Source organism: Cupriavidus sp. 8B (assembly GCF_054589115.1).
Map to the genome: position 1 here is coordinate 73,389 of NZ_BAAILO010000101.1, position 13,416 is coordinate 86,804.

Genomic DNA, 13,416 nt, shown 5'->3' on the forward strand with positions numbered 1-13,416 from the left:
GTCAACGAAGCCATGCTCGTCCAGAAGCACGGCACTTGGGAGAACAGCCAGGTCAATTCGATGAGCGCAAGTCGAGCAGCACCTTGCCACCCTTGATTGCATGAGCGACGGCCTTTTGGTAGTCCGCAAGCGGATAGACGGCAGCCACAGGCAGGTCAAGCTCGCCGCGATCCATCAATTCGGCGGACTCCTTGATTGCGTCCATGATGTACGGCAGGTATTCGGGAAGGTCGATGTATATGCCACGCACGACGATGCCGCGCAGATGCAGGTCCACGACCTTGAGCGGCGTGACCAGCTCGCCGCTTGTGAACGCATAGCTCACCAGCGTACCGTTTTGCGACAGCACGTCGATCAGGCGCACTGCAGCCGAACCGCTCAGGCCGTCGATGGCCAGACGGACGTTGCCCGGGCCAACCGCGGCCTTGGCTTTGTCGATGGCGCCCGGCTCATCGACGAGAACGACGTCCCCACCCGCCTCTTCCAGTTCCTTGACCAGTTCCGGACGACGTACGAAGTTGATGGTCCGCAGGCCACGCTTCTTCGCCAACGCGATCACCGTGCGGCCGATGCCGGAGTTGGCCGCGTTTTGCACGATCCAGTCGCCTTCCTTGAGGTCAACGAAGCGCCCGAGCAGCAGTACGGCCGTGGGAGGATTGATGCGCAGCATGGCCAGTTGACGTGGATCGACGTTGGCAGGCAACGCGATCAACCCCTTGGCCGGGATCACCAGGCGCTCGCGCCAAGTCAACGCATAAAGCGGGGGCAACACGCGGTCGCCGACCTTCACGTTGTAGACATTCGAGCCTGCCTGCAGAACTCGCCCGACGCCTTCGTTGCCCACGATCGAGGGCAGTGGAGTCGAGTAGGCGAAGCGATTGGTGATGACGGCCAGGTCATTGCCGTTGATGGGGGCATACTCCATCGCGATCAGGACTTCATCCGGGCCGGGGTTGGCCGGCTCCGGAAGGTCAACGAGTTTCAGCGTCTCGACGGGGTCGCCGAAAGCGGTGTTCTGGATAGCACGCATGGCTTACGTCCTTTCATAAGATGCTTAGCCGGAAAGCCGAGAGGCAATACTTCGGCACTCGGGGCTCATTTCGAAATCGTGCAAAAACCGGGGTGAACGCTACCAAGCCGCCCCTCACGACAAGGAGCGCCTCACATTGCGCAGGACGCGTTGCGCTAGAACGCGAGCAGCACCATGCCGTTCCTTCCCCTGCGGTACGCATGTTCGAGCGCTCCCAGGTAGTCGCTCGCCTGATATCGTTCCGCTACGGGAAAAAGGCTCGGGAAGTTGCGGGCGAGCTCGAGCGCCTTGGCCACGTCTGCATCGTGCACCGCCGCAGGTTCGAATTGCCAACTGAACAACGACACACCCTTGATGGTCAGCGCGCGAGGGGCGATGGAACGAATGTCCGTCGTAGCGCCGCCCAGGGAGCCGTAGCTAACGATCGTTCCACCGCGAGCGAGGAAGCTCGCTACGTCGGGCAATAGCGCGCCGCCGACGCCATCGAACGCCACATAGACGGGCTTGTTCGCAAGCGCATCGCGAAGCTCGTCCTTCCAGCCCTGGTTCTCCGTGACAATGACAGAAAGGTTGGGGCGAGCAGCTTTAAGCGCTTGCGCGCTCGCCGCGGAGCCGACGAGCAGGATCGGATTGACGCCCACTTCGACGAGCAGATGAGTGAGCAGCCTTCCGACGGCGGAATTGGCAGCGGTCTGAATAACCGTGACATCTTCGCGCTTGTCTTCAGGCAACGCGTTGTGGCCAGCCCGCATCGCAAGGCGTGCAGTCAACGTGTTGACCAACATCTGCGCTGCGACCTCATCGCTCACTTCATCTGGCACGGGTATCAGCGACTGGACAGGCGCGGCGATCCTGGAACTCCAGGTGCCATTGGCGGGAAAGAAGGCCACACGTGTGCCGACCTGAATCCGGTGTGAAGGGTCGATGTCAGCGGCCAGTGCTTCCACCACCCCTACACCTTCGACGCCGGGCACTCGACCTCCCCTCGGCATGAGCGGAGCCGCCCCGAAAGCGGGGGAAGCGGAGACGCCCAGCAAGTCGCCCGGATGAACCGGTGCGGCGGATACACGCACAAGCGCCGCTCCGCTCACAAGAGAAGGGGCATCGGAAAATGCTTCCAGCGTGAGCACCTCGGCGGGCTCGCCATGGTTGGTGTGAACAATTCGCTGCATTATGGACTCCTTTCCGCAGGGATTTGTTTATTGGAGCGATCGCTCCGTTATGGCAGAATAGGGTCATCTCTACAGCATGTCAATTATTTTTGGAGCTATGACTACAAAAAAAGATACGCAACCCCGGCGCGGCCGCGGCAGGCCCTCGACCTTTGATCGTACGGAAGCGCTGAACCGAGCCATGAAGCTCTTCTGGGAGCAGGGATACGAAGGAACCACCTTCGACCAGTTGATCCAGGCCATGGGGATCAGCCCCTCGAGCTTCTATAACTCGTTCGGCAGCAAGGAGCAGCTCTACAAGGAAGCGACTGACGCATACCTGAGCATGTCCGAAGTCTGGTTCGCTGGCAGGCTGTTCGGCACGGCCGACACGCGAGAAGCATTCACGAAGCTTCTCGATGCTACCGTCGTGGAATTCACTCGAAACAGCCACCCATCGGGCTGCATGATCTCTCTGGCCGGCACTCACCTGCCCCCCGAACTCGCTTCTATTCGTGAGACGATGGCCGGGCACCGCGCAAATGCTGAAGAGATGATGGCGCAGCGGTTGCGCAAGGGGGTCGAAGACGGCGACTTAGCGCCTGACACCGACGTGCCCGCAATTGCTGCCTTCTACAGCGCCGTGACCCGCGGAATGGCCGTCCAGGCACGAGACGGAGGCGGCCCGCAAAAGCTGAAGGCGATCGCAGACGTCGCCATGCAAGCATGGCCTGCGCAAAGCGGTCGGGTAAGATCTGCAAGGCCCCGGGGGACTCGCGTTGTCTGACCGGCCGTGCTGCACGGAGTGGTCCAGTACCGGCGCCCTCCGGCTTTCCGTGTAGTAGATACGCCGCCTTTGTTTCATCTCACCCCTCACTGCTCGCGCAGCCTTTAGAAGTGTGTTGCATCGACCGGTTGAATCCACAACCCGCTGCCGCCGCTCGACCCGGGGCGGCGCAAGCGGCAGCTTCCAAAGGCAAAGCAACTCAGGTGGCTCTTGTTATCGAAGCCGGCAAAGCGTGCGAGACCATCGCACGGTTATGTGGGATTGGAATCGAGGAAGACATAGAGCGCTGCGATCTTCTCATCACGAACGATGATCACATCCCAGCCCGTATAGTCGGGGGCTTCGCCGCGCGGGCCAGAACCCCAAGCCAGAAGACCGGCGTTGTGGAGAGTCTTAGGCTTACCGTGCGGTGTGTAAGCGAAGTGCGGGTGCGTCGCGCGAAGATCCCCTGCGAATTTGTCGAGAGCGTCGTGCCCAACGAATGCACCCGGAGGCACGTAGAGCACGCAGTCCTTGGTATAGAGCTCCTCGATTGCCGCGCGACGACGCGTTGCGTCGCCTTCACCGAAGACCTCCTGGAGGTTGCGATAAAGCAGTTCTTGGGTACGGTCATTCATAACACACTCCTTAATCAATGACTGCGGACCTTTGCGGTCGCATTGTGTGGAAATCTCTTGCATGTCCATTTCCTGTAGCAGCTGCTTCAGGAAGAGGCGGGATGTGGTGGCGCGCTACTGAGCGAGGGCCAAGGTCTTTGTGACGGCGGTGACGACTGCGGGTCGTGCCGAGATCTCGCCATACCAACGAGTAACAAACGGAAACTTGTCAAGGGACGCATCGATTGCCTGATGGCGCCAGACCCACCCGAAATGAGCAATGTCCGCGATGCTGTATGCGTCACCAGCAACGTACGGGTGATGTTCGAGGCCGGAATTGAGCAGGCCTAGCACCCGGTCGACCTCCGCTAGAGCGCGTGCTTGGGCATCAGGTTGTGGTGACCGTTGCATGGCGACCAAAAATGCCTGAAGGAATGCAGGACTCAGGCCGGACGCGTGGAAGAAAAGTTGTTCGAAGACCTTGTCGCGGCGGGCACCCTCCTTCGGAAGAAGTTGCCCGGTCTTCTCAGCAAGGTAGACCAGGATTGCGGCGGATTCGCGAAGTATCACATCGCCCTCTCCAGGCTTGGAGGAACGATCGATAAGAACCGGGACTTTCGCGTTGGGATTCATCGCCATGAATGCATCGGCCTTCTGTTCACCCTGACGCAAATTGACCGGGACGAGCCGATAATCGAGCCGCATTTCTTCTAGCGCGATAGGGACTTTGACGCTGTTGGGCGTGGCGAATGCGAGAACTTCAAGCATGACAATCTCCTACTTCCTACTATTAGTCTCGGCTGGAGGGACCTGCGCCGCTCCAGCCGATGTGTCAGGACCGGCGGCCATCGAGGCTTGCACGACCACCGCCGAAAGCGATCACGTGCAGCAGACCGCCAGCCATCGGATGTCCTTTGTGTTTGATCGTCTATGGCGACGTTCGCGGTGTGTCGAATTGGGTGGCCGGTTTGAACGCACCCGGCCACGCAACAGGTTCTCGTCAGATCTGAGCCTGTCCGCCGTCGACGAAGAGTTCGGTGCCGGCGATGAAGCTCGCGTCGGAGGACGCGAGGAAGACGGCGGCGCCAGCAACCTCCTCGGGGTCTCCTACACGCCCGAGCGGGATGGTGGAGGCCATGTAGTCGAGCAGGCCCTGTTGTTGCGCGGCATCGGGGCCAGCAAGGTCGACGAGGCCAGGCGTCTTGATCGGGCCCGGGCTGATGACATTGACGCGGATGCCGCGAGACTTGAGATCCAGCGTCCAGCTTCGTGCAAAGTTGCGCACTGCGGCCTTCGAGGCGCTGTAAACGCTGAACGCGGGTGTGCCTTTAATGCTGACGTTGGAGGCGGTCAGGATCACTGAGGCACCGTCGACCAGCAGCGCGATCTTGGCGCCCACCAGTGTCTTACCTACACCAACAGGAGTAAGCGCGACGTCTGGCGCTTTACCCATGAAAGTGGCGAGGAATGCACCGTCACACCGACCGGAGCGTTGCGAGGAACGAGCGTGGAGGCATTACTGCCCACGGTCCTCGCTGGACTTGCCATCACCGAGCTTCCTGAGTTTGTCGCGACGCAGTATTTCCGGGACAAGCAGCTCGAGCCCGTTCTGACCGATTGGCGCTTGCCTGAAGGTGGTTTGTATTTCGTCACACCCACTGCCCGCGCACGGCCCGCGAAGGTTAGTGCGTTGGCCGATTTCTTCATCTCCAAACTCACTGCGGCGGAGTGGAGCGCAGAGACGCTTTTGGATTGGAAATCATCTGGCCACCGCAGAGGGTGGCCGTGAGGACGGGTTCTCCGCGATGTCCAGCGTGAAGGTCTGGTACCACGCGTTGCTGGCGCGAATAGCATCGTCACTCTTGTACGCACGTTCATACACCGCGTGGTTCGCGCCCTCAGACGCGATACCCGTAGAGTGTGCCGCCGGCTTCGCGCGCGTTGTCCAGCGGGTCGCCCGCAAGTTCGCTGCAGGCGTTGCCTTTCGGCTGAACTGCGCCGACAGGCGGTGCGCCCGGGTGGTCATTGACCGTGGCCAAGGCAAGGTTGGCGGCAGCGGAGAAAGCGGCGGCTGCAATCGCCCGAATAAGCATGCGTGTGCGGATCATCTGAAATCCCTTAGTTGAGTAGGAAACATGCAAAACGCAAGTTTCATGAGCAGTTGGCCAGCGGCTGCACGAATACTTGCAAGCGCTGGTCGACGTCCTCGGGCATGCGCGGCCAGTTGAGCGGGCTGGCCAATGCCCTGGTATCTAACGGTCCCAGCGGGTCCGCAGAAATCCAAGCAGGCTGATGGTCGCTGCCACGGCAATGCTGACGGCCACCAGTACGAAAGCGGTATGCAGGCTCGCGTAGCCTTGCAGGACCAGCACCGTGGCAGCCAGCGCAAATACGAAGCGCACCACGCTTGCGATCATCGGCCAAAGGATGCGTTGTGCCCCCTGACCTGCAAAGTAGAGCTCGAAGATCACGCCGATCACCGCGTAGAAAGGCGCTACCACATGCAGGTATCCTGCGCCGACCGCCATAACGCTCCTGTCGCTGGTAAACAGGCCTAGCCACAGTTGCGGGAAGAGCGAGACAACGAGCCCGACTACGCCAACCACGCCGGCAACGAACAGTACGTTCACCATCGCCACGCGCCGGGCACGCGCCACGTTGCCCGCGCCCAGGTTCGTGCCCACCAGCGTGATGGCCGCGGTTCCGAATCCGAACATCACCGGCACCAGCAGCATGTCGAGGCGGGAGGCAATGCCGTAGCCGGCGATGGCGGCGACGCTCACGGCGCCGGCCGCAGCGGTCAGCGCGGTGACTGACATGGCCGACATGACGGCGTTGATGGCCGACAGCAAACCGACGCCGAGGATCGCGCTGAAATGCTTACGTTGTAGCGGATAGCGGCGCAGGCGCAGCGTCGACGAGGGCGAACGCATGTAGCTGACCACCACGCTCAGCGCGGCGATATTGCACAGCACTTGGGCGACGCCGGCGCCCGCCACCCCCATGCGCGGCGCGTTCAGCCAGCCGTTAATCAGCACCGGTGACAGTATCAGGCCGGCGACCGCACCGCCCAGGATGATCACCGCTGGCACCTTCACGTTGCCGGCTCCGCGCAGCGCCGCCTGCAGGAGCAACAGTATCCAGAACGGGATCGCACCTCCGAACAGGAGGTTAGAGTAGAGCACCGCCTGGTCCAGCGATGCCCCGCTGCCGCCAAGGCTGCGGTACAGAGCCGGGCCGGCCAGCACCACGACCAAGGAGAACAGTCCGCCTGCTATGGCGGCGATGACCACCGCATGCCAAGCCAGGCTTTCCGCCTCGTCCTGGCGGCGGGCGCCGGTGGCGCGGGCGATGGCCGAGGACACGCCGCCGCCGATGCCGGCACTGGCTACCGTGGTCATCAGTACCGCGACGGGAACCACGAGCGATGCTGCGGCGATCGCCTCCAGGCCCAGTGAGCTGACAAAATAGGTCTCGGCGACACTGAGTAAGGTCGTCATGAACAGTACGACGACTGTCGGCAAGGCAAGGCGGATCAATGCTGACAACAACGGACCGTGGAGCAGTTTGTTGGCCGGAAGGTTGTCAGGAGGCGGAGAAATCTTCTCGGCCTGACTAGCAAGAGTAGCGGACATGAGTTTTGGTATGCCAAGAAGAAGAGACCGCCCGACAATGGCCGGGCGATGACAGTGCCATATGCAAGCGCTGATGCGCGCCTACGCGCGGATGATCGGCAGGACCGGGATCACTTCCGTGTATCCGGCCGATGAGCTGGGGCTGCGTTCGGCCCAGTTCAAAGCCTCTTCCAGCGTCTCGACATTGATCACCACAAAGCCGCCAAACAGTGCGTGCCCTTCCGGGGATGGGCCATCCTGGACTTGGCGCTGGCCGTCCCGCACCCGCACGGTGCTGGCGTTGCGCGGATCGAGTTGCGTGCCGGCGCGCATGACGCCGGCGGCCGCCATGGCGCCCATATACTGTTTCCACGCGAGCGAGACTTGCTGCCCTTTGAGCGGATCGGCGTGGATTTCATCGACGTTCGGTGCCTGTTGAAAAGCGAGAAAGAATTCCATCATTGCTTCCTTTTAAAAGGGAGGATCAGGCAGGCGTGAACGCGGCCGCGTGGCGGCGAGCGAATTCGGCGGCGGAAATCGGGGCACGGCCGACTAACTGCTCGAAGGTGTCGCTCATGCGGTCGTAGCGGTTGTCGCGATGTAGCTGGGCCATGACGACCAAGTGTGCGATCAGATGCGCCGGCTGTTGGAACTCCTGGAGCTTGGCCTCCCAGATCTGCGGTGGGACGTTGACGTATTGGATGGTGCGGCCCAGAGCGTCGCTGAACTCCTGTGCGATCTCGGCCATCGTCAGCGACTGCGGGCCGGTCAATTCGTAGATCTTGCCGACATGCGGCGCTGGGTTGGCCAGCACAGCAGCGGCGGCAGCCCCCACGTCGGAGGCGGCGATCGGCGAGGTCTTGCCGTCGGCGAACGGCAGGCGGATCGCATTGTCGTCGCGGATGCCCCTGGCCGCCGGCAGGAACAAGCCTTCGAAGAATGCGGTTGGACGCAGGTAGACCACCGGCAGGCCGGACCAGCGCAGCATCTGCTCTGCGAGCCAGTGCTGCTGCTGCTGCGGGCTGCCGGTGGTCTCTGTCTCGCTCATCTGCGACAGCGTCATCTGCGACAGATTGACGAAGGCCTTCACACCCAGGCTTTTGGCTGTGACCGCGACGGTGGCGGCCGCTTCCAGGTATGTGGGCGTAACCGACATCGTGAAATACACCACGGAGCAGCCTCGCATGGCCGCGTGCACGGTAACGATGTCGAGCATGTCGGCGACCACGACTTCGGCGCCCAGGTCACGCAGCATGTCGGCACGCGCGTCCAGCTTGCGCACCATGGCGCGTACGCGATGGCCTTGCTCCAGCAGGATGGCGATAGCCGCGCGCGCGGTCGAGCCGACGCTGCCGGCGGCGCCGGTGACGAGGATGGTTTCTTGGGACATGATTCTCTTCCTTGTATCAATGATCAAAATGAAGCCGGTGTAGCTGATGTTGTCGGCACCCGCCGGCGCCGCCTCGACCAGGCAACCTTGGCGCTCAGAGGCGGCGACACGGCGGACTGGCCGCACCCGGTCGACGCTGCGACGCCTGGCGCAGTCGCTGCCCGGGGAATAGGGTAAAATTCAGTATGTGGAAAAATACATAGTGCCACGCCTTTTTGACTATGTCAAAAAAAACATAGTCATTCCGCGTGCGCGCTGATGCACAATCAAGGAGCAATGCGAGTGAGTGATCTGAAGGAAGCCAAGGCAAGCAAGGAAAAGCCGCTGAAGCATGTTCTTCTTGCCGGGATACATAGCCAGCCGCGTTCCGGCTATGAACTGACCAAATGGCTGCAGATGGCGGGCCAGCATTGCTGGTCGGTTGAGCACAGCTCGGTGTACCCGGCCTTGCGAGAACTGGAGACGGATGGACTCATCAAATCGGAGCGCTTGCCGGGAACGCGCGGGCCGGAACGCTCGATCTACAGCATGACCGTTGCCGGACGCGAGAAGCTGACGGCTTGGGTGGCGAAGGGCTCACCGCGCCCGGCCATCAAGGACGAACAGATACTGCGGGTGTTGTGCTTCGATTTGCTGCCGCGCGAGATGGCGTTGCAGCAGATCCGCGAGGTGCGTGCGGACCACCAGGCCCAGCTTGAGTTCTTTCTCGCAAGGCAGGCCGTGCTGACCGAGCAGCAGCTTGGACCGCTGTTGGTGACACGCCGCGGCGTGCTGGCGGAACAGGCCTATATCGCGTGGTGTGACGAGGTGGCGGAAATGATTGCTCGCAGGCTGGCCTGATGCCCGGCCGAATTCAGGCCGGGCGAACGGCTTTGTGTGCATATACATAGAGATGCCTTTTTTGAAGAATCACAACGATGGGAATATGAGTGATTTCCAAACTTCACGTGTGAATCTCGGCCGCCTCCCGAGCAAGCTTTGCTCGAGTCAGGCAGCGGCGGTGTAACTGGGAATACGCAATCGCCCAAAGGACACGCGATGCGCTGTGGAATACCCGGGAGATCGACGCATACTGCATCGGTTGCCCGTTCGCCGAGGGCTGCTACGACTTCGTCCCAGGCGATCGCTGCGTCCAGAAACCCGTGAATGAAAACAAGAGTCGGTTGGAGCCCTTGGGCACCGGCAGGCGCAACAATGATTTGCTTATCCGAATTCATTGCAATTCCCTATTCGTTAGTTCACGAGCTTCTGCGCGAGATCAGGCAGCTGATTGCAGTGAGGGGTAGTCCCTGTAGCCGGTTTCGCCATCACCGTAGTAGGTCGCGGGATCAGGCGTGTTCAGCGGCGCGCCCAGTTCAAAACGGCGCGGTAGGTCGGGGTTCGCGATGAATAGCTGGCCCCAGGCGACGGCATCGGCCTCACCCGCGTCGAGTACCTGTTGTGCGGTCTCCTTCGTGAATTTCTCGTTTGCGATGAGCGGCCCGCCGAATGCTGCCTTCAGTTGTGGGCCGAGACGGCTCCCACTGAGCGGTTCACGCGCAACAATGAACGCGATCTTGCGCTTGCCGAGTTCGCGCGCGACATAGCCGAAGGTTGCGGCGGGATCGGATTCGCCCATCGAGTGCACTTCGCCATGTGGCGAGAGGTGCGTGCCGACACGGTTTGCTCCCCATACGGAGATGCACGCGTCAGTGACTTCAAGAAGCAGGCGTGCCCGGTTTTCAATTGATCCGCCGTAGGCGTCGGTACGGTGATTCGTGCCGTCCCGCAGGAACTGGTCGAGCAGGTAGCCGTTTGCGCCGTGAAGCTCGACGCCGTCGAAGCCGGCGGCCTTCGCGTTTTCAGCGCCCTTGCGATAGGCCTCGACGAGGCCGGCAATTTCCGACAAATCGAGAGCGCGCGGCGTAACGTACGGCCGCTTTGGACGCACGAGGCTCACGTGACCAAGCGCTGCGACCGCGCTCGGCGCGACCGGCAATTCGCCGTTCAGAAACACTGGGTCGGAAATACGGCCAACGTGCCAGAGTTGCATGAAAATCCTGCCGCCTGCTGCATGAACGGCTTCGCTGACGAGCTTCCATCCTTCGACCTGTTCCTCTGACCAGATGCCCGGTGTCGCTGCATAGCCAACACCTTGAGGCGTCACTGACGTGGCCTCGCTGATGATCATGCCGGCCGAAGCACGTTCCGCGTAGTACTTTGCCATCAGCGTATTGGGTACACGAATGTCACCGGCACGCTGACGGGTCAGCGGCGCCATGAGAATGCGATTTGGCAACGTGAGGTCGCCAATCTGGATGGGGTCAAAAAGTGTAGGCATACAAGTTCTCCGTTCCTGACGGGCATAGGCCCGAATCTGAGTCGTACTTTCGATTGCTGAATGGATCACCATGTCGGCGCGGCGTCTGCAATTTGCGCGATTCCACGGCCGAACGAAAAGCTCTCATTTGGTACAGGGGCGAGTGCGTCGAATACGTCGTCGGGGGAAATGCCCCCATCGCTTTCGAGCAAGCGCGGAATACGCACAATTTCATGCGCGGTAGCGGCAGCTGCCTGCCGGAGAACGACGTCTTTGACCTCTTGCCTGTCTTTGTCGGTGAAACGATGCGTCGCTGCGGCGTGCGCAGTCGCATTGGCGGTCGCAAGGGTTACAACTGCGATGAATGAAGCGAGTGTTTTCTGTATGCACATGTGCATCTCCCATTCACTCGGCCGGAACCGGAACAACCGCCGAGATCTTCCAGCCGGATGGCGTCCTAATCACAAACTCGTTGATCAGAAACGTCGCCGTCTTGGCGGGTTGGCCGGCTGCTCCGAGTGTGATGCGAGTAGGTGCATAGATCTGCACCGTGTCGCCGTTCAAGGGGATGATGCTTATGGCGCTCTGGTCCGGTTCAAACCGCCACGTGCCCGTGAAGGTCTTGCGGAAGTGCTCCATGACGGCATCCCTGCCCCAGAAGCGATATGCGCGAGCCACGAACGATACTGGGTCCGGTTGACCTGGAACAGCGTGCGCCAGCATGCCGTCCAGGGCGTCGATGTCATGGGCCGTTTCGGCGTCGGCCTGACGCAGGAACAAGTCATGAATCTCCTGCGTATCGGTTGCGGTAACTTCGGCAGCGTGCGCGGAAGTCACGGCAGTCAGTAACGAAAAGGAAAATGCAGAAAGGAGGTTGTGACGCACGAACGAAGTTCGATTACGCATGATAGATAGTCTCATATGCCCGTATACGCGATTTTTTTGCGGCGAGAGAACGGGATACTCTAGCCGCATGTCGCTGGGACGTCAGTGGCAGATGTGGCGCCCTTGACCTCAGGAAGTCTCTTGATCGATGGTCAACTCCAGTTGCGCGATCCGAGCCATCAATCGCCGCATCGCCAACGCGTCCTCCTTACCAAACTCCTTTTCAAAGCGTGTTTGCGCCTTCATCCATGATGGCTTGCTTTGCGCCTCTGTTTTGGCGCCTAGGGTAGACAACGCTACTTCACGCTCCCGGCGGTCTTCGCGCCCAACTTGTATCGTGATCAGTCCGTCGCGCTCGAGCGGGCGAAGGTTGTGTCCCATCGTTGCCCGATCCATTGACAACAGGTCGGCAAGCGCGGCCATTGTCGTGGGCCCGCGGGCGGCAAGGAGGCTCAAGATCGTGTATTGCGTGGTCCGCAAACCGGTTTCCGCCATGCAGGCATCATAAAAGCGAGTCAGGCGCCGCGCGGCTTTGCGCAGAGCAGTGTTGTTACATACACCAGGATTGGTTGCGAACCGAGACGCAGTCATGTTGGATCGAATGTTGGATAAGGCATTGGAAGCAACATTATGGGCATATGAGACTATGGTCAACTGATTTCAATGTGGCGAAGGGCTGATGAAGCATGGCCGGGCCCAGTGCCCGAATATGGCGCTGCCTCGACCCTGTCGGACAGAGCGCACAGGCGGCAGCTCTACTTCTGGAAAATGGCGACGTTTTCTGCAAGCCAGCGGGTCAAAGGCAAAGGAGCTTCTCCCGTCACCTCCTGGACAGTCGTGGTCGTTTCGCCCAGTGCTGAGTCGCGGAACACCTGGTCGAGACCGACAAGCAAATCTGCGACGAACGCCGGCAGCCCTTCTGCCAGCAGAAGCTCTCGCTGCTGCTCAAAGGTCCGCTCCCCGTAATTGACTTTGCGGCCCAGCAGTTTTGAAAGTTCGTCCGCAATTTCATGCATAGTCATGGCACGTGGGCCCGTGAGGTGATAGACCCGCTGAGACTCAGGTTCCACGTGCTCAAGCAAAGCGACGCGTGCCACTCTGGCGACGTCGCGCGTATCGATAAAATTAATCCGCCCATTGCCAGCAGCACCTGCCCACGAGTCTATAGCGATATAAGCGGCGGACCGTTTGAGGACGTCCGCAAATGCAGATGGTCTCAATACAGTCGACGCGACAGATTGCATGGCTAGATGTGCCTCGATTTGCATGTGCCAGGACATCGGGTTCAAGCGGGTTGGAGGCCCAAACGCCGAGAGCTTGACGATGTGACTGACGCCCGAGACGACCGCGGCATCAATCAGTGCAATTTCATGTTCCACCTGTTGCAATGATGTGCCGTGCGAGACGAACAGCCGGTCAATACCTTGAAGCGCGTCTACGAGTGTGCGCGGTTCATCGAAGTCAACTTTAGCTGCTGCCATCCCGACGGGCAGAATTGCCGCATCTGGGTTGCGGGTCAAAGCGACGACGTCGGCAGGCTCCGAGGCAAGGAGGCCGATCAACGTGGAACCGACGCGGCCGGTAGCTCCGGCGATAGCAATGCGTGGTCTTTGAGACCTGGCGGTTGAATTGACAGTCATGAAGGGTCCTTTGATGTATCATGG

15 protein-coding genes and 2 pseudogenes are annotated in these 13,416 nt (G+C 60.7%); 3 read left to right on the forward strand and 14 right to left on the reverse strand.

Annotation, left to right across the window (positions count from 1 at the left end):
* Window positions 1-52: 52 nt before the first annotated feature.
* Window positions 53-1,030, reverse strand: a complete 978-nt coding sequence (locus ACYP5B_RS11360) for a zinc-dependent alcohol dehydrogenase family protein (protein ID WP_459569662.1) — start codon at window positions 1,028-1,030, stop codon at window positions 53-55.
* A 155-nt stretch (window positions 1,031-1,185) separates the two neighbouring features.
* Window positions 1,186-2,202 carry a zinc-binding dehydrogenase gene (locus ACYP5B_RS11365; RefSeq protein ID WP_459569663.1) on the reverse strand — a complete coding sequence of 339 codons (1,017 nt, stop codon included), beginning with the start codon at window positions 2,200-2,202 and terminating at the stop codon, window positions 1,186-1,188.
* Window positions 2,203-2,383: 181 nt separating this feature from the next.
* On the opposite strand from ACYP5B_RS11365, the gene ACYP5B_RS11370 reads away from it, so the two are divergent.
* On the forward strand, window positions 2,384-2,968 hold the full coding sequence (locus ACYP5B_RS11370) for a TetR/AcrR family transcriptional regulator (protein WP_459569664.1): 585 nt from the start codon (window positions 2,384-2,386) through the stop codon (window positions 2,966-2,968).
* 251 nt (window positions 2,969-3,219) lie between these two features.
* Here ACYP5B_RS11370 and ACYP5B_RS11375 read toward each other — a convergent pair whose 3' ends face one another.
* The 3 genes and pseudogenes from ACYP5B_RS11375 to ACYP5B_RS11385 form a co-directional block, all read right to left on the reverse strand.
* On the reverse strand, window positions 3,220-3,648 hold the full coding sequence (locus ACYP5B_RS11375) for a nuclear transport factor 2 family protein (protein ID WP_459569665.1): 429 nt from the start codon (window positions 3,646-3,648) through the stop codon (window positions 3,220-3,222).
* A gap of 51 nt (window positions 3,649-3,699) precedes the next feature.
* Entirely contained in the window at window positions 3,700-4,332 is a 633-nt protein-coding gene (locus tag ACYP5B_RS11380; RefSeq protein ID WP_459569667.1) for a glutathione S-transferase family protein, read from the reverse strand.
* 232 nt (window positions 4,333-4,564) lie between these two features.
* Window positions 4,565-4,951, reverse strand: a pseudogene (locus tag ACYP5B_RS11385) (SDR family oxidoreductase); the annotation flags it as partial.
* Window positions 4,952-5,005: 54 nt separating this feature from the next.
* On the opposite strand from ACYP5B_RS11385, the pseudogene ACYP5B_RS11390 reads away from it, so the two are divergent.
* A pseudogene (locus ACYP5B_RS11390) lies at window positions 5,006-5,353 on the forward strand (LysR substrate-binding domain-containing protein); the annotation flags it as partial.
* Window positions 5,354-5,462: 109 nt separating this feature from the next.
* Here the strand turns inward: ACYP5B_RS11390 and ACYP5B_RS11395 are convergent.
* The 4 genes from ACYP5B_RS11395 to ACYP5B_RS11410 all read right to left on the reverse strand — a co-directional run bounded on the left by ACYP5B_RS11395 (window position 5,463) and on the right by ACYP5B_RS11410 (window position 8,568).
* Window positions 5,463-5,672 carry a hypothetical protein gene (locus ACYP5B_RS11395; RefSeq protein ID WP_400098750.1) on the reverse strand — a complete coding sequence of 70 codons (210 nt, stop codon included), beginning with the start codon at window positions 5,670-5,672 and terminating at the stop codon, window positions 5,463-5,465.
* Between the two features lie 144 nt (window positions 5,673-5,816).
* On the reverse strand, window positions 5,817-7,199 hold the full coding sequence (locus tag ACYP5B_RS11400; RefSeq protein WP_459569668.1) for an MATE family efflux transporter: 1,383 nt from the start codon (window positions 7,197-7,199) through the stop codon (window positions 5,817-5,819).
* An 81-nt stretch (window positions 7,200-7,280) separates the two neighbouring features.
* Entirely contained in the window at window positions 7,281-7,637 is a 357-nt protein-coding gene (locus ACYP5B_RS11405; protein WP_400098753.1) for a YciI family protein, read from the reverse strand.
* A 25-nt stretch (window positions 7,638-7,662) separates the two neighbouring features.
* Entirely contained in the window at window positions 7,663-8,568 is a 906-nt protein-coding gene (locus ACYP5B_RS11410; RefSeq protein ID WP_459569669.1) for an NmrA family NAD(P)-binding protein, read from the reverse strand.
* 276 nt (window positions 8,569-8,844) lie between these two features.
* Between ACYP5B_RS11410 and ACYP5B_RS11415 the strand changes: the two genes are divergently transcribed.
* On the forward strand, window positions 8,845-9,408 hold the full coding sequence (locus ACYP5B_RS11415) for a PadR family transcriptional regulator (protein ID WP_400098756.1): 564 nt from the start codon (window positions 8,845-8,847) through the stop codon (window positions 9,406-9,408).
* 418 nt (window positions 9,409-9,826) lie between these two features.
* Here the strand turns inward: ACYP5B_RS11415 and ACYP5B_RS11420 are convergent, their stop codons facing one another.
* The 5 genes from ACYP5B_RS11420 to ACYP5B_RS11440 all read right to left on the reverse strand — a co-directional run bounded on the left by ACYP5B_RS11420 (window position 9,827) and on the right by ACYP5B_RS11440 (window position 13,392).
* Window positions 9,827-10,888 carry an alkene reductase gene (locus ACYP5B_RS11420; RefSeq protein ID WP_459569670.1) on the reverse strand — a complete coding sequence of 354 codons (1,062 nt, stop codon included), beginning with the start codon at window positions 10,886-10,888 and terminating at the stop codon, window positions 9,827-9,829.
* A 65-nt stretch (window positions 10,889-10,953) separates the two neighbouring features.
* Window positions 10,954-11,259, reverse strand: coding sequence for a hypothetical protein (locus ACYP5B_RS11425; RefSeq protein WP_400098759.1), 306 nt, complete (start codon window positions 11,257-11,259; stop codon window positions 10,954-10,956).
* Window positions 11,260-11,272: 13 nt separating this feature from the next.
* The gene (locus ACYP5B_RS11430) at window positions 11,273-11,773 is read right to left on the reverse strand and encodes a YybH family protein (RefSeq protein ID WP_318232132.1); all 501 of its coding nucleotides are present in this window, start codon (window positions 11,771-11,773) and stop codon (window positions 11,273-11,275) included.
* A gap of 108 nt (window positions 11,774-11,881) precedes the next feature.
* Window positions 11,882-12,406, reverse strand: coding sequence for a MarR family winged helix-turn-helix transcriptional regulator (locus ACYP5B_RS11435; protein WP_459569671.1), 525 nt, complete (start codon window positions 12,404-12,406; stop codon window positions 11,882-11,884).
* A 101-nt stretch (window positions 12,407-12,507) separates the two neighbouring features.
* Window positions 12,508-13,392 carry an NmrA family NAD(P)-binding protein gene (locus ACYP5B_RS11440; RefSeq protein ID WP_459569672.1) on the reverse strand — a complete coding sequence of 295 codons (885 nt, stop codon included), beginning with the start codon at window positions 13,390-13,392 and terminating at the stop codon, window positions 12,508-12,510.
* Between the last annotated feature and the right edge of the window lie 24 nt (window positions 13,393-13,416).